This window comes from Cohnella sp. (assembly GCF_041640265.1).
Classification (GTDB): Bacteria; Bacillota; Bacilli; order Paenibacillales; family Paenibacillaceae; genus Cohnella.
Genome location: NZ_JBEQAP010000002.1, coordinates 36893 through 52371 on the forward strand (window position 1 = coordinate 36893; position 15479 = coordinate 52371).

18 protein-coding genes are annotated in these 15479 nt (G+C 49.1%); 16 read left to right on the forward strand and 2 right to left on the reverse strand.

Annotated features, from left to right (window positions below):
* The first annotated feature begins 17 nt into the window (after positions 1-17).
* Genes ACESLK_RS02090 through ACESLK_RS02145 form a run of 12 tightly spaced genes read left to right on the forward strand, consistent with a single transcriptional unit; the run spans position 18 to position 10908 of the window.
* Positions 18-1037, forward strand: a complete 1020-nt coding sequence (locus ACESLK_RS02090) for an ABC transporter substrate-binding protein (RefSeq protein WP_372661500.1) — start codon at positions 18-20, stop codon at positions 1035-1037.
* Positions 1030-2067, forward strand: coding sequence for a FecCD family ABC transporter permease (locus ACESLK_RS02095; protein WP_372661503.1), 1038 nt, complete (start codon positions 1030-1032; stop codon positions 2065-2067). The genes ACESLK_RS02090 and ACESLK_RS02095 overlap by 8 nt, the downstream gene beginning before the upstream one ends.
* 4 nt (positions 2068-2071) lie before the next feature.
* The gene (locus ACESLK_RS02100; RefSeq protein ID WP_372661506.1) at positions 2072-2860 is read left to right on the forward strand and encodes an ABC transporter ATP-binding protein; all 789 of its coding nucleotides are present in this window, start codon (positions 2072-2074) and stop codon (positions 2858-2860) included.
* The gene (gene cobT / locus ACESLK_RS02105) at positions 2853-3914 is read left to right on the forward strand and encodes a nicotinate-nucleotide--dimethylbenzimidazole phosphoribosyltransferase (RefSeq protein WP_372661509.1); all 1062 of its coding nucleotides are present in this window, start codon (positions 2853-2855) and stop codon (positions 3912-3914) included. Before ACESLK_RS02100 ends, cobT begins: the two co-directional genes overlap by 8 nt.
* Positions 3914-4477 carry a bifunctional adenosylcobinamide kinase/adenosylcobinamide-phosphate guanylyltransferase gene (gene cobU, locus ACESLK_RS02110; protein ID WP_372661512.1) on the forward strand — a complete coding sequence of 188 codons (564 nt, stop codon included), beginning with the start codon at positions 3914-3916 and terminating at the stop codon, positions 4475-4477. Before cobT ends, cobU begins: the two co-directional genes overlap by 1 nt.
* Before the next feature lie 5 nt (positions 4478-4482).
* The gene (gene cbiB / locus ACESLK_RS02115; RefSeq protein WP_372662118.1) at positions 4483-5445 is read left to right on the forward strand and encodes an adenosylcobinamide-phosphate synthase CbiB; all 963 of its coding nucleotides are present in this window, start codon (positions 4483-4485) and stop codon (positions 5443-5445) included.
* On the forward strand, positions 5421-6242 hold the full coding sequence (cobS, locus tag ACESLK_RS02120) for an adenosylcobinamide-GDP ribazoletransferase (RefSeq protein ID WP_372661515.1): 822 nt from the start codon (positions 5421-5423) through the stop codon (positions 6240-6242). The genes cbiB and cobS overlap by 25 nt, the downstream gene beginning before the upstream one ends.
* Before the next feature lie 12 nt (positions 6243-6254).
* Complete coding sequence (cobD, locus tag ACESLK_RS02125; protein WP_372661518.1) at positions 6255-7322, forward strand: threonine-phosphate decarboxylase CobD; 1068 nt, start codon at positions 6255-6257, stop codon at positions 7320-7322.
* Positions 7307-8947: a cobyric acid synthase gene (locus tag ACESLK_RS02130; RefSeq protein WP_372661521.1), complete on the forward strand. Its 1641-nt coding sequence runs from the start codon at positions 7307-7309 to the stop codon at positions 8945-8947. The genes cobD and ACESLK_RS02130 overlap by 16 nt, the downstream gene beginning before the upstream one ends.
* A complete protein-coding gene (gene cobO / locus ACESLK_RS02135; protein ID WP_372661524.1) occupies positions 8944-9492 on the forward strand; it encodes a cob(I)yrinic acid a,c-diamide adenosyltransferase in 549 nt (182 codons plus the stop codon). Before ACESLK_RS02130 ends, cobO begins: the two co-directional genes overlap by 4 nt.
* A complete protein-coding gene (locus ACESLK_RS02140) occupies positions 9489-10088 on the forward strand; it encodes a histidine phosphatase family protein (RefSeq protein WP_372661527.1) in 600 nt (199 codons plus the stop codon). Before cobO ends, ACESLK_RS02140 begins: the two co-directional genes overlap by 4 nt.
* Before the next feature lies 1 nt (position 10089).
* On the forward strand, positions 10090-10908 hold the full coding sequence (locus ACESLK_RS02145) for a cobalamin-binding protein (protein ID WP_372661530.1): 819 nt from the start codon (positions 10090-10092) through the stop codon (positions 10906-10908).
* On the opposite strand, the gene ACESLK_RS02150 is transcribed toward ACESLK_RS02145, so the two are convergent.
* The gene (locus ACESLK_RS02150) at positions 10898-11236 is read right to left on the reverse strand and encodes a hypothetical protein (protein ID WP_372661532.1); all 339 of its coding nucleotides are present in this window, start codon (positions 11234-11236) and stop codon (positions 10898-10900) included. The genes ACESLK_RS02145 and ACESLK_RS02150 overlap by 11 nt on opposite strands.
* A gap of 193 nt (positions 11237-11429) precedes the next feature.
* Between ACESLK_RS02150 and ACESLK_RS02155 the strand changes: the two genes are divergently transcribed.
* Positions 11430-11975, forward strand: a complete 546-nt coding sequence (locus tag ACESLK_RS02155; protein WP_372661535.1) for an NADPH-dependent FMN reductase — start codon at positions 11430-11432, stop codon at positions 11973-11975.
* Between the two features lie 404 nt (positions 11976-12379).
* Positions 12380-12937, forward strand: a complete 558-nt coding sequence (locus tag ACESLK_RS02160; RefSeq protein WP_372661538.1) for an SLOG family protein — start codon at positions 12380-12382, stop codon at positions 12935-12937.
* 58 nt (positions 12938-12995) lie between these two features.
* Here ACESLK_RS02160 and ACESLK_RS02165 read toward each other — a convergent pair whose 3' ends face one another.
* The gene (locus ACESLK_RS02165) at positions 12996-13544 is read right to left on the reverse strand and encodes a GbsR/MarR family transcriptional regulator (protein ID WP_372661542.1); all 549 of its coding nucleotides are present in this window, start codon (positions 13542-13544) and stop codon (positions 12996-12998) included.
* Positions 13545-13725: 181 nt separating this feature from the next.
* On the opposite strand from ACESLK_RS02165, the gene ACESLK_RS02170 reads away from it, so the two are divergent.
* Together ACESLK_RS02170 and ACESLK_RS02175 are read left to right on the forward strand one after the other, a co-directional pair.
* On the forward strand, positions 13726-14607 hold the full coding sequence (locus tag ACESLK_RS02170; protein WP_372661545.1) for a carbohydrate ABC transporter permease: 882 nt from the start codon (positions 13726-13728) through the stop codon (positions 14605-14607).
* 25 nt (positions 14608-14632) lie between these two features.
* Positions 14633-15475 (forward strand): carbohydrate ABC transporter permease, encoded by an 843-nt coding sequence (locus tag ACESLK_RS02175; protein WP_372661548.1) that lies wholly within the window; start codon positions 14633-14635, stop codon positions 15473-15475.
* Positions 15476-15479 lie beyond the last annotated feature (4 nt).

Here is a 15479-nt window from a genome sequence, read left to right on the forward strand (position 1 = left end):
CGAGGGGAAGAAGAACAATGAAAAGTTATTGGTTATTAGGATTGACGCTATTGTTGGCAATCGTTGTAGCAGGTTGCGGTAAGGAGAATAATTCGGCGGGAAGCCCAAGCGCTAGCCCAACTGCCAGCATTGCAGCGGTCGAGAGTGCAGCCGAAAGTGAGACGCCAGCAATTGAAGCAACCGAGAAACAAACAGCTTACCCGCTAACGGTAAAGGATGCCACAGGTACGGAATTCATCTTCGATAAGGCACCTGAGAGAATCGTGTCGACATCTGTATCGGAGACGGAGATTCTGTTCGCGCTAGGACTTGGCGACAAGGTTGTAGGCGTATCGGATTATGACAACTACCCTCCAGAAGTTCTTGAAAAGCAGAAGGTAGGCGGAGTGTCGGAGCCGAACGTGGAAGCAATCATCTCCTTAACGCCGGATCTCGTCATCTCGGGGATCTCCATTAAAGATACTGCAGTTGAGGAATTCCGTTCTCTGGGCTTGAAGCTGGTTAAGACAGAGCCTAAGAACATAGAAGATGTACTGGGGAACATTCTGTTATTCGGACAAATCAACAATAAGCAAGTTGCAGCAGAAGCTCTCGTCGCGCAGATGAGAGAAGACGTCCGTAAGGTTACAGAAGCAGCGGCGACTATAAAACCGGAAGATAAGAAGAAGGTTTATATTGAATTCTCTCCGGGTTGGACTGTCGGTAAAGGCGAATTCATGGATGAGCTGATCACGCTGGCAGGGGGTATTAACATTGCTTCCGACCTAGAAGGCTGGAATCCGATCAATGAAGAGAAGATCATTGCGGATAATCCTGACGTCATTATTTATACGCTGAACATTACGGATGAGAAGAGCGGCAAGAAATTGGAGGACCTCATTCAAGGACGCAGCGGATGGGATAAAATCAAGGCAATCGCAGACAAGCAATTGGTCGGTTTGGACGGGGATATCCTTTCTAGACCGGGACCTCGTATAACAGAAGCGTTGAAGCAGCTTTCGGAAGGTATCTATCCAGGATTGGCGAAGAGTGAGTAGGAAAATCATATTCTGGGGAGGAGCAGGCATAGCGCTCCTCCTTCTTTCCGTTGTCGTGAGTTTGTCGATGGGTACCGCTCGGCTGCCGCTTGCTCAGGTATGGGGCATCTTGTGGCACCAGCTGCCGCTTGTCGGGGATTGGGTTACGGCGGATTGGCCGATTTCTTCCGAACAAATCATCCTGAAGGTTCGATTGCCGCGCGTTCTCTTAGCTATTCTGATAGGTGCTTGCCTATCTCTTGCCGGCGCAGGCTTTCAAGGCGTGCTTCGCAATCCTCTTGCTGATCCCTATACATTAGGCGTAGCCTCAGGCTCTGCGGTGGGTGCTGCTTTCATAATCCTGTTCGGCTTACAAATCGCTTTGCTTGGGCAATGGACGATCCCGATTGTAGCTTTTGGGACTGGGATATTAAGCTTGATCATCGTGCTCCGGCTAGCCCGAATTCATGGCAAGCTCCAGCTGGAAACCCTAATTCTATCCGGCGTAGTCGTTCAAGCGTTCCTTGGTTCGATGGTTTCCTTTATGGTATCCCTGTCCGACAAGGTCATCAATGAAATCGTGTACTGGCTAATGGGCAGTCTGTCTATGCGGGGCTGGTCCTTTACATTTATGCTCGTCCCTTATCTGATCGTCGGACTTGTGGTGCTCTTATCCTATGGCAGAACCTTGAATTTGTTTTCTCTTGGCGAACGCCAGGCTGAGCATCTGGGTGTAAATATAGCAAGAACAAGGCTTGTTGTTCTTATCGTGTCTACATTAATAACGGCAGCTGCTGTATCCGTAGCCGGAACCATTGGATTTGTCGGACTTGTTGTTCCTCATTTGGTGCGGTTAATGGTAGGTCCCGATTATCGATTGTTGCTTCCTATCACGGCTATATTCGGCGGAATTTATGTGCTCTGGGCCGATTCGCTTGCCCGTATGCTGCTAAGTCCAACGGAAATTCCGCTGGGTGTTATTACAGCTTTTCTGGGTGCGCCGTTCTTCGCCTATTTGCTCCGCAAAAACAAGAAAAAATTGGGGGCGTAGAGACATGCTGCAGGTCCATCAACTCTATAAATCCTACGAGGATGCAAAGGTGTTAGAGGAAATTCAGTTCTCCGTAGGCAAAGGGGAGTTTTTCGGCATCCTAGGACCCAATGGAAGCGGGAAGTCGACGCTGCTTAAGCTGTTATCGGGCATTGAGAGGTCGAGCTCTGGTGAAATCCTGCTTGAAGGTAAACCGGTTGAGAGATATACGCGCAAGCAATTGTCCCGATCCGTGGCTGTGCTGCAGCAAGAATCGTTACCTCCGGTAAACTTCACGGTGAAGGAGGTCGTCGAGATGGGGAGATATCCCTATCAGAACTGGCTGGGAGAAGAGAAGGGCAATCAGGCCGCAATTGTAGACATCATTCTGCATAAGCTTCGACTGGTTGAATTACAAGACCGATCCCTGCAATTTCTTAGCGGAGGAGAGAGACAACGGGTTGCACTTGGCAAAGTAATGGCTCAACAGCCAAAGTTGCTCTTATTGGACGAGCCTACTACCTACCTGGACATTGGTTATCAGATTCAGATGATGGATCGGATTAAGGCGTGGCAGACCGAAGAGAAAATGACGGTTGTTGCCGTGCTTCACGATCTAAACCTAGCTTCGATCTATTGTGACCGGATGCTGATGATCCATAAGGGGAGGACCGTCTGTCTTGGGACTCCGGCGGATATTATGCGGAGCGAGCTTATCGAGCAGGTATACGGAACAACTCCGATTATCGTCGAGCATCCGGTTCACCAGTTACCGCAAATTATTCTTCAGCAAGGAGGGTCTTTCATTGAATAAGGTAGATCAGACAATTGAAAGAATTCAAATCCCTAGTGAGGCGACTCGGAATGAGGCGCTGCGTTATTTAGATACTTTAACGAAACCGCCGGGAAGCTTGGGCAGATTGGAGGAACTCGCTGTTCAATTGGCTGGTATTACGGGAGTACTTCCTCTGACTGTAATGAAAAAAGCAGTTGTTGTTATGGCAGCGGATCACGGCGTATGCGAGGAAGGGGTTAGCGCATTTCCGCAGGAAGTCACCCCGCAGATGGTGATGAATTTTCTTAATGGCGGAGCGGCGATTAACGTGCTGTCTCGCCAAGCAGGGGCCGATGTTATTTGCGTAGATATTGGCGTGAATGCGGATATGGAGCATGAAGCTCTCCTTTCACGCAAGGTGAGGAGAGGGACAGGGAATATCGCGCGCGGAGAAGCCATGAGTCGTGAGGAAGCGATTGCTTCGATGAGCCATGGAATCTCAATCGTAGAAGAGCTAGTCCAGAAGGGATACCAGTTATTCGCGACCGGCGAGATGGGAATCGGGAACACGACACCTAGCGCGGCACTGTTATCCGTACTCACAGGAATCGACGTTGAACTAGCGGTTGGGCGAGGCACAGGCATCGATGATAACGGGTTGAAGCGGAAGCAGGACACGGTAAAAAAGGCGATCGAGGTGAACAGCCCAGATCCGAGCGATCCGCTGGATGCGCTGAGTAAGCTAGGCGGGCTTGAGATTGCGGGACTAGTTGGCGTTATTCTGGGGGCTGCCGTTCATGGCTGTCCGGTTGTCATTGACGGCTTCATAGCCTCGATCGCTGCACTGATCGCCGTTCGGCTAGCTCCGCTTTCTCGTGAATATATGATTCCATCCCATATCTCCCATGAGAACGGACATCGTCTGCTGCTCGAACAGCTTGGCCTAGAGCCCATGATGGATCTGAAGATGCGTCTAGGGGAAGGCACCGGCGCAGCGCTGATCTTCAATCTGATTGACGCAGCCGTTCTAATTATGAACGAGATGGCTACCTTCGATGGCGCCGGCATTTCGCGGGAAAGGAGCCCGGACTGATGGTTGTATTGGTAACGGGTGGAGCGAGGAGCGGGAAAAGCACCTTCGCCGAACGCTACGCAGCCCATCTGGGGTCTGAAGGCAAGTACATCGCGACAGCACATATCTATGATGAGGAAATGCGGACAAGAGTTCGAAGGCATTTGGAACGAAGAGAGCATTCGGGATTTGCTTGGGAGACGGCAGAGGTGCCTTATGATCTTAGCGGTATACTGGGCGCGATAGATAACGACAAGGTAGTTCTAGTGGATTGTTTGACGTTATGGTTATCGAACTGGCTCATCTCCTATGAGAAAGAGAAAGAACCGGAAGGCCTGGTTTGGAACAAGATCGATGAGTTAATACGGACGTTGTCTGCTTTATCCGGCACTATCATCCTGGTGACCAATGAGGTCGGCGACGGAATTGTACCCGAATATGCACTGGGCCGACAGTTCAGGGATCTCGCAGGTGTGATGAATCAACGTATTGCTGCGATCAGCCAGCAGGTTTTCCTGGTCACGGCAGGCATTCCTATGGAGATGAAAAGCAGAGAGTTTAAGTTTGGCGATAGGAATGGGTGAATGCTTTGATTTTCTTTTCCTTGCCGGAAGTACTGTTCATGCTCATTGGTGCTATTGTGTTGGATTGGTTGATCGGAGACCCGAAATGGCTGCCTCATCCTGTCATCTTCATCGGGAGCTGGATCAGCTATTTGGAAAAGCGGCTATTGCCTGGGCAGGCCAAGCGGCGAAATGGCATCCTTATGATGCTCATTGTTACCCTTTCTAGCTTCACGTTGGTGTGGGGTTTAAGCGCAGCTGCCTCGTGGGTGCACCCTTGGGCGGTGTATGCCGTGAATACGTGGCTGATTTCCACAACAATCGCGATCAAAGGGCTGAAGGATGCAGCCATGCTGGTTTACGAGCCTTTGAGCCAAGGAGATCTCACCGAAGCCCGCAAGTATACGGGATATATCGTCGGTCGGGATACGGGGGAGCTGGATGCTTCGGAGCTGTCCAGAGCCACGGTGGAAACCGTTGCGGAGAATACGGTTGACGCTGTGATCTCACCGTTGTTCTATGCTCTGCTCGGTGCGGCTCCGCTGGCAATGCTCTATCGGGCAACTAACACACTCGATTCTATGGTCGGATACCGTAATGCCAAATACGTGCATTTTGGATGGGCTTCTGCCCGACTTGACGATGTGCTGAATTGGATTCCGGCTAGGGTGACGGGGTGGCTTCTTATTCTTGTGTCCATCCCCTATCGCTATGCATCGCCTGTTCAAGCTTGGAAAGCAGTGCGCGCCTTTGCCCATCTCCATCCGAGTCCGAATAGCGGTATACCGGAAGCAGCCGTGGCAGGCGGTCTCGGTATTGAGCTTGGGGGCTTGAACCGATATGGAGGAGTGGCGAGTGAGAGAGCAAGGCTTGGTTGGCCTAACCGACCGATCGTTAAGGAGGACATTGTTCATACGGTTCGGCTGTTATACGGAGTCAGTTATCTCGTAATGGGGGGATTGTTATGCGCAGCTTGCGGATGGCTATAAGGGATTGGGTACAGGCATTCGTTGCGGCTATTCAGTTTCTAACCCGCATTCCATTACCTTATACCTTTACATATACGGATGACCATTTTCGCAGAAGCGTTATTTTCTATCCTTTCGCGGGATTGTTGATTGGCGTTATTGTCTCTATCGCGGGGAGCTTGCTTGACTCGGTATTTCCTGTTTTTATTTGCGGAATTATTCTTGTCGCGTTGTGGACCTCGCTGTCTGGAGCGCTCCACTTGGATGGCTTGATGGATCTGGCGGATGGGTTGCTTAGCCACCGTTCAAGAGAACGGATGCTGGAGATTATGAAGGATAGCCGGGTGGGAGCCATGGGAGTTATCGTGTGTGTCTTCTATGTTCTGCTCAAGACAGCGCTAGTCATCTCTCTGCTTGAGGATCGGAACCTTGAATGGTTGCTGCTGCTCCAGCTTATTCCGGTTTGGAGTCGGAGCTTCATGGTCACGGCCATTGCCGGTTGGCCTTATGCGAGGAAGGGACAGGGGCTGGGAGCGTTATACCGCTCTGTGGGCTGGAAGCATGCTTTTATTTCTGGAATAGGTGCCGCTATAATATCGACTGCAATTATTTTCCCCCTCGGGAGCTGGAGTACGGCGGAAGCGGGGATTGTGCTCCTCTCCATGGCGCTCGTCACCTATGGGATTGGAGCAGGGGTCGCTTCGGCAGTCTCTCGTAAACTTGGCGGTCTTACCGGCGATGTATATGGTGCGCTTAACGAATGCATTGAGCTGGGCTTGTTAGCCGCGCTTGCAGGATATGCTTACAACTTGGGATAGGAGTGTGAACCGATGAGACTTGAACGTTATGGACATGGCGGGGATTTGTGGACGGCTGCGGAGGCTTATGGTCGACCGGTGGAAAGCTGGCTGGATTATAGCTCGAACATGAATCCATGGGGACCTCCGGATATCGTTGGGCACCTCATGAAGGAGCATTGGCGAGACATTGCGCGTTATCCAGATCCAGCGGTCCGTCGTTTGCGCAACAAGCTATCCGAGGTTTATCAGATTCCGGTTGAGAGTATTCTCGTAGGCAATGGCGCTGCCGAGCTCATTGACCTTGTTGTCCAAGTGATTCAACCGGAAGAAACTGTTCTAGCGCGTCCTTCGTTCTCGGAATACGAGGAAGCCGTGCATAAAGCAGGCGGTCGGATTAAAGATATCCCTTTGCGCGCGGATCAACAGTTTGAGCTTAACGATTTGCAAGGATTCTCTTCCCGCACGGTTTTCCTAGGCCATCCTAATAACCCGACAGGGCGATTGATTCCAGCTCCTGTGCTGAACGAGCTGCGTGATTCCGGCGCGAAAATCATTCTGGATGAAGCGTTTATGGATTTCCTCCCAGACGAAAGCGAGCACTCTTATATGAGGCTAGCGTCCGAATCGGAGCAGATTCAAGTTATCCGCTCGATGACGAAGTTCTATGCCATTCCTGGTATTCGCCTTGGCTTCCTGGTCGCGCATCCGGATTTGATTGGCCGGTTGAAGGATAGGCAGACACAATGGAGCGTTAATTTCCTTGCTCAGATGATTGGGGAAGCGGTGCTGGATGAGCATGCCTATGCAGAGCGTACAAGAGCATGGCTGCTTGAGGAGCGCCCGTGGCTTATCGAGGAACTGCGAGCGTTAGGGCTAAACGTATTTCCGAGCAATGTCAATTTCTTGTTGGCAGCCCTCCCTGAGCAAACTGGCCATAATGTCCGGCAATTGCAAAAGGCGATGGCTGAGAGAGGTATCATGATTCGGGATGCTTCGTTGTTCAAAGGACTGGATCAATCTTACTTCCGCCTTGCCATTCGTCTTCGGCAGGAAAATGAACGCTTGTTGAAGGAGCTGAAGGAGTGTTTGACGACGTGACAGCTGAATCGATGGAAGTAACGGCAGCTTCGTTTCCTGCAATGCCGACAGGTAAACAACATGCACAAACCATCATGCTTCAGGGGACGGCTTCCGACGTTGGCAAGAGTCTGCTTACCGCCGCGTTATGCCGCATCTTAAAACAAGACGGACAAGCGGTTGCCCCATTCAAATCACAGAACATGTCGCTTAATTCCTATGTCACGCCTGATGGCAAAGAAATCGGGCGAGCGCAAGGCATGCAGGCGGATGCGTGCGGGATTGCAGCGACGACGGATATGAACCCGATTCTGCTCAAGCCGAAGAAGGATATGGTTTCCCAGGTCGTCGTTCACGGCAAGCCGTTCGGAGATTTGGGAGCAAGGGAATACCGGGAGCAGTATCTTCCCCATGCCGAGCTGATCGTGAAGGAAGCGCTGTTCAGGCTGAGAGAGAAGTACGAGGTTGTTGTGATCGAAGGAGCGGGAAGCCCTGCGGAGGTAAATCTGAAGGATCGCGATATCGTGAATATGCGGCTCGCGGCTTGGGCGGATGCCCCTGTCATTCTGATCGCGGACATCGATCGAGGAGGCGTGTTCGCCTCCATCGTCGGGACAATGGAAATTCTGGAGCCGGATGAGAGGGATCGTGTTCAAGGCATCATCATTAATAAGTTTCGCGGTGATGTATCTCTTCTAACACCCGGCGTAGAGTGGCTGGAGAAGAAAGTCAACAAGCCTGTGCTTGGGGTCGTCCCTTACCTAGACAACCTATCTTTGGAGGATGAGGATTCTGCATCGCTCGATAGGAGGAAGGGAGTGCTGGAAGGTCATTCCGAGGCGATATTGGATATCGCGGTTATCCGCTTGCCCCGCATCTCTAATTTTACCGATTTCGATCCGCTGCTTGAAGAGCAAGGTGTCGGTGTGCGATTCATTCGTACGGTTAAGGAGTGGGGGAATCCAGATGTTGTCATTCTGCCCGGCAGCAAGAACACGGTGGAGGATCTGCTTTTTCTAAGGGCATCCGGTATGGAGCAGAAGATTCAGAGCCATATGAAAGATGGGGGAAGATTAACGGGAATTTGCGCGGGTTATCAGATGATGGGGCGAAGCTTGCTTGACCCGCACAACGTCGAATCTAATGTTCCGGAGCTTGATGGACTTGGTTTCTTTCCGATGAAGACGGTCTTTACGAAGGACAAGAGAACAGAGCAAATCACAGGTATGGTTGCCCAGGGCTTCTGCGAGAACGGGATGACCGTAGAAGGCTACGAGATTCATATGGGAAGGACCTCCTTCCTGGAGCCTGTCGCGCATCCTTTTCACATTCGTCTGAACCGGTTGCCGGACCAGCTCGAATCCTATCACTCGGATGGTGCGATCTCTGAGGATGGATTGTTATGGGGCACGTATATTCACGGTATTTTTCATAATGATCGTTTCCGGCACCAGTGGTTGAATGAGGTTCGCAGAGGGAAGGGCATGCCGATATCTGAGAGCGAGATATCCTATTATGGGCTCAGGGAGCAATCCTTCGACCGTCTGGCGGACCATTTTCGGCAATATGTGAATATGGAGCGGCTCTATCAGATCATAGATCGGACAAAGCAAGCTGATCAAGAGAAGGGTGAGGATGAGAAATGAGCAAGCCAAGCAAAGAACGAGGACTGACGTTAGTGTACACGGGAGATGGCAAGGGGAAGACAACGGCAGCGATAGGGTTAGCGGTTCGCGCTGTCGGCCGAGGGTTTAAGGTACTGATTATTCAGTTTATCAAATCTCCTCAGCGGACATATGGGGAGAAGATTGTTTTCGACAAGCTGGGTATTGGAATCCATCAGATGGGCATAGGATTTACGTGGCTAAAGACGCCGGAGGAGCACCGAGAGGCGCTGAGAACTGCCTGGGCATACGCTAAGGAATGTATCATGAAAGGGGAGCATGACCTGATTATACTGGATGAGATCAATAATGCTCTGGCGATCAGCACTTTCCCGATTGATGATGTTCTTCCACTAAGCGATGTGTTGGGTGTGATCCGTAACCGCCCGCAAGGGATGCATTTGGTTCTTACCGGCAGGAACGCACAACCGGAAGTCGTGGAGATCGCAGACCTGGTTACGGAGATGAATCCGGTTAAACACTATTACGGGGAAGGCGTATCGGCAGTGATGGGTATTGAAATGTGAGAGGGATTTGGCTTAGGCATGGGGAGACGGAGGCCAATGCTCGCCGTTGTTATCTAGGACATCTAGATTCAGCATTGACTGAAAAAGGCCAAGAGCAGGTTTCTCTTGCTGCAGAGTTGCTTGGTGAGGCGAAAGCTGCACGTCTGTATACGAGTGATTTAGGTAGATGCGTGGAAACAGCGAAGGTTGTTGGCCGAATTCTTGGGCTGGAGCCGGAGCTCGATTCCCGGTTGCGTGAGCTGGATTTCGGACAATGGGATGGTAAAACGTACGAGGAAGTCATGAGCAGCAGGAATCGGGCTTTTTTGGAACGTTGGTACAAAAACCCGTTTGAAATCGCCCCGCCGGAAGGCGAGACGCTGTGCGAGCTAGGTCAGCGTGTGGATGAATGGGTTGAGCAGACTTTTGCTAAAACCCGTTCTAACGAGACCATCATCATTGTCAGCCACGGCGGACCGATCCGGTGGTTTCAGAGCAGATGGCTGCGGGGGGATTCCTCGACATACTGGCAAACCGAAAGCGTACCGCCAGGAGGAACGTTGATGGCGGTATGGGATGGCAAACAGTTTACTCTTAATAAGGGAGCAGGTGTATAAGATGAGAATTGTTTCGCTATGTCCAAGTAACACTGAGCTATTGGGATTCATGGGACTATCCTCCTCAATCGTGGGTGTAGACAATTACTCCGACTGGCCCGCTGCAATAGACGGACTCCCGCGGCTTGGATCCGACATGGATATTAGTATAGATGCTGTCGGGGCTCTTCAACCCGATTTGGTCGTTGCATCTCTCACTGTGCCGGGGATGGAGAAGAATATAGAGGGATTAAAGGAAAGAAACCTGCCTTATATCATTCTGAATCCCAAGAGTCTGGCAGATATAGGACGGAATATGCTCGTTGTCGGCGAGGCGACGGATACGCTTGGTCAAGCATCGGCTGCGTTGCACAAATATCAGGGGATGCTGGATCAATATGCAGAGCGGAGTTGCCGAGTGGAGCGCAAACCTAGTCTCTACTGGGAATGGTGGCCGAAGCCGGTATTCACACCGGGTGGCGGGAATTGGCTGACAGAAATCAGTGAACTAGCCGGAGCGCGAAATGTATTCGCGGATGACCCTAGAGCAAGTGTGAAGACAGAGTTAGAGGATGTGCTAAACCGTGTTCCGGACTATATCTTACTTGCATGGGTAGGGGTGAAGGCGCAATTGGTGAAGCCGGAAACCGTCAAGCAGCGACCGGGTTGGTCTGAGCTGCAGGCTGTTCAGCAAGGAAGGGTTCATATTATGGAGGAGCCTTTGTATTGCAGACCGTCACCTCGATTGATTGTGGGATTGCAGAAGCTTGCGGCTTTTTTGCATCCAGGTATCTTTCCTGAATTCAATCCGGTAACTTGCGAAGAGTGGTTTAAAGTTTAGCAACAATAATCCCAACTACGACTAAACCCAAACCTATGAATGTCTTCCAGCTAGGAACTTCCGCGAAGAAAAAATAAGATATCCCAAGTAAAGCGACAATATCGAGAAATCTAGAGCTGGAAACCACCAATGTATTATTTTCAAAAACCTTATACCCTAACTTATAACCGATGCCAACAAGTAAATTCGCAAGAAAAAAAATAGGCAGAACATACAGCTGAAACTTAATCGTCTCTCCAAATGAGGCTCCGATATATTTCGTTTGATAGGCAAATATGCCGTTGATTACAAAAAAACCAATAAATAAAACGAACGCTGAATTAAACAATGGCTGATCTCCTTTCAATACGGATAAGGTTGTCCACTAATTTACCGTTACTCTTTACATATTCTTATAAGTAGATGAGTAGGACAAATAGAACACAAGTCTTTGTTGCTTTTTAATTTTTTTCGCTAATGATACAATAATGGGGTTCTCCGGTTAACTTGAATACAATAAGCAGAAGGTGGTGATAGATGAGATGAAGATCGTAGCTATTGTTGGAAGCCTGAGGAAGGGCTCCTATAATCTGCAGTTGGCAAGGACGATTCAAGAACGTTATAAGGATAAGTTCGAATTGGAAGTTGCAGACATCCGCTCACTGCCTTATTTCGATCAGGATGAGGAAAATAATCCGTCTAATGCTGTAATAGATTATAAGAAAAAAGTATCGCAAGCGGATGGCGTTCTCATTATTACACCCGAATATAATTGGTCGATACCCGGGGTGCTTAAGAATGCTCTCGATTGGTTGTCGCGTGTCGATAAGGTAATGATTGGCAAACCGGTGATGATCACAGGAGTAACTCCAGGAATGTTAGGCACCATTCGGGCGCAGCTCCATTTACGGGAGATATTGGCGAGTCCAGGTATTCAAGCTAAGCTATTGCCGCCTGCTGCAAATGAGGTGGTCATTAACGCTGCCGGACAGAAGTTTGATGAAGCAACCGGCCGTTTAACAGATGAACCCACTCTTCAATTTGTAGATGGAGCTGTCGACAGATTCATTAGCTTTATTCGGCATTAGAAACCGGGAGCAGGTCGGAAGCCTTAGTAAGCGAGCTACAAAATAAAAAGGGGGTGTCCCATAAGGTCGTTAAAGACCTTATGGTACAGCCCTTGTTTATTGGTGGAACCTGTATTTACTACAGTTAATATTGCCTAAAAACGACATATTCGCCAATCAACCTGCATTTCCTACAGGTGTTCATCCCAAAATCGGCTAAATGACGCAAACTAACCCTTAACACCTGCAGTTTTTGCAGTTCAAATGTTCTAAAAACAGTTTTTGGCGAAAAAACCTGCGCTTTTTACAGTTGGTCCTGCAAAATAAATGGAGACGATCGGTGGAATCTAGCATTAAAAAATATAGAAACAAGATTCCCTGAACGAATTACTTTTGTACAAATATGTATCCGTAAGGAGCAACAAATGAAGAACCTTCTAGTATCAGGCTATCGAGCCCATGAACTAAATATTTTTGATCAGAAAAACAAAAACATTATTTATATAAAAAAAGCCATAGCTGGAAAGCTGATTCCTCTGATAGAAGAAGGTCTGGAATGGGTGATCACTCCCGGACAGCTCGGTGTGGATTTGTGGGCTTGCGAGGTTGTCTTGGATCTGAAAACCAGCTACCCGGATCTGAAGATCTCTATTATTACGGCATTCAGTAATCCGGAGGAAAAGTGGAAGGACGACAAGAAGGAATACTACCGCCAAATACTCAAGCGTGTGGATTATTACGGTGCGGTAAACAACCAACCGTACATCGGTCCATGGCAATTCACTGCAAGGGACGAGCTGTTATTTAGAAAAACCGATGGAATCCTCTTGTTCTACGACGAGGAGGCTGGAGAAGGCAGCCCGAAATTCATGAAAGATAAAGCGTTAAAGAAGCAAGCGGCAGACGGATATCGCTATGTTGGGCTAACCTTTGATGACATCCAAAGCACAGCAGAAGAAGAACAAATCAACTCATTCGATTAAGACATAGTGCCTCAGCCTATACGGAAAAGTTTCGCCCTCTGGAAATATAGCTGCTCAGCTATTCTTTATTGAAATAAACGCCATCCTTTAATCCATCAACGAAATGCTGTAACCACTCGTAATAGCTGTCGGCATGCTGGAGCTTATGCAGATCCTTCAGGCAAAGCCGGCGTTCTTCATCTGTTGTGTCCTCTGCCAATATAATCTCCGATAATTCAGGAGAAACCGACTGAATAGCCCCCTGCATGACATCGATTTCCCGCTGCAGCTTAACCGCGAAGAAGTTCTGAAAAGCCCGAAAGAAGTCTGTCTCCGCTACATAAAGATCCTTCCGTTCATCCTTCTCCTTCAGCTTAGTCAGCATCTTGGACTCCGTCAGAGAGCGTACCGCATAACTCATATTGCTTTTGCTCATCTTCATGTGAGTTTTCATCTCTTCAAGCGTCATCGGCTTGTCTTCGAAAAACATAATTCCATACAGCTGACCGAACGAATAATTAGCACCGTATAAGTCCATGGTCTGGGCGATCGCATCAATCATTTTATGCCGCAGCTCATCGTGCTGGGTTAGGGGTTGTATCGTAAGGTCCCTGCTTAATCTAGTCATACCATATTCCCCTCCATCGAGTTTAACAATTTAACAAAACACGAGAATACATTTCACATTGCGAAAACCAACGTGAAGTCAAATGTATGTACAATAATTATTGTACATACGATTAAAAACAATCAATTAACAAGAATTATATCAAATATCAAAAAACTTTTGAACAGAATAGGGAGGAAAAATGAAACGTTTATATCGAGGCGAAAACCTTAAAGCAATCCTATTTACACTGCCAGCTATGTTTCCTCTTACCGTATTCTGGTTTGCCCCGCTCGCTTATGTCATATATCTTAGCTTCACTGAGTGGGACTTCATGAGTCCTGACAAAGTATTCGTAGGCTTATCGAATTATGTGGAGCTATTCGAGAATCCAGCTTTCTATGAAGCTCTCCGCGTAACGGCCCTTTTCTGTATCGGCAGCGTATTGCCGGTTGTCGCAGCCGGTCTGTTGCTTGCCTTGCTGCTTAATCGGAAGATGCAAGGCGGCGCGGTATACCGGACCTTCATGTTCTCTCCTTGGGTGACTCCGACCGTTGCGGTATCCATTGTGTGGTCATGGATATATGAGCCTGATGTCGGATTAGCCAACAGCGTGCTTCGGATATTCGGAATAGAAGGCATCGGATGGCTTCAAGATCCGGATTGGGCATTAGTCGGCGTTCTTCTCGTAACCATCTGGAAATCAGCAGGCTGGTCGATGATTTTCTACTTAGTGGCCATTCGCAATGTGCCGTCGGATCTGCTAGAGGCTGCTGAGCTTGATGGAGCAAGCCATTGGCGCAAATTTTTCCATGTCACTCTGCCGCTGATCTCCCCGACTACGTTCTTTCTCGTAGTTGTGCAGCTTATCCAAGCGCTTCAAGCGTATGACCAGATTAATGTACTAACGCAAGGGGGGCCATCGGGCTCAACCCGCACGATCCTGTATCTCTATTACCAATCTGCTTTCGAGTCCTTTAATATCGGTGAGGCATCCTCCGTGGCGATCGTCCTCATTCTGGGATGTGTCTTGCTCTCTATCGTTTCTTTCGCGGTAGGTCGCCGTACGGTTCATTACTCATAGAAACAGAAGGGAGAATCAGCTCATCATGTATGTATGGAACAAAATTAGTTTGTCGGTAAGACATCTTCTGCTCGCCGCTTCTGCGTTAATTATGGCGTTTCCGTTCTATTGGATGGCGTCGAGCGCCCTGAAAACCAATGATGAAATCTGGCAGTTTCCTCCGACCTTCTGGCCTCAAGATGCCCAATGGGGGAACTATATCGAGGCTTGGCTGGAAGCCCCGTTCTCGCGGTATCTCCTGAATAGCGTAGTGGTTGCCTCTTGTATAGTTCTCTTGCAGATCATGAACTCAGCAATGATGGCTTACGCGCTTACTCATATGAAAATGCGATTAAAGGGAGCATTCACCGGCTTAATTCTCGTCGGCTACATGATCCCGAGCACTGCTGTTTATTTGCCCAGTTATATCGTGCTTAGCGAGCTCGGTTTATTGGATTCCTATGGAGGATTAATCTTATCGAACTGCGTCAGCGTGTTCGCCATCTTCTTGGTTCGGCAAGCCTTCCTGCAAACATCTCATGAGCTGGTAGAGGCCGGAAAAATGGACGGTGCATCTCATATGCGCATTCTATGGACTATTCTTGTTCCGCTGACTCGATCTTCCTTTGCCGTAATGGCGCTCATTACCTTTATAGATCACTATAACAATTATTTTTGGCCGATGCTGATCACTAAAAACCCGGATTTACAGCTGGTTTCGGCGGGACTGCGCAGCTTCTTTGTGGAGGGGGGTGCATATGGGCTGAAATGGCCGCTGATCATGGCAGCCAGCGCATTCACGATTGCTCCGCTGCTTGTGCTTTTCCTTCTCACGCAGAAAACTATTATGAATAGCGTTAACTTGTCTGCAGGCGTCAGCAAGGGATAAAAAA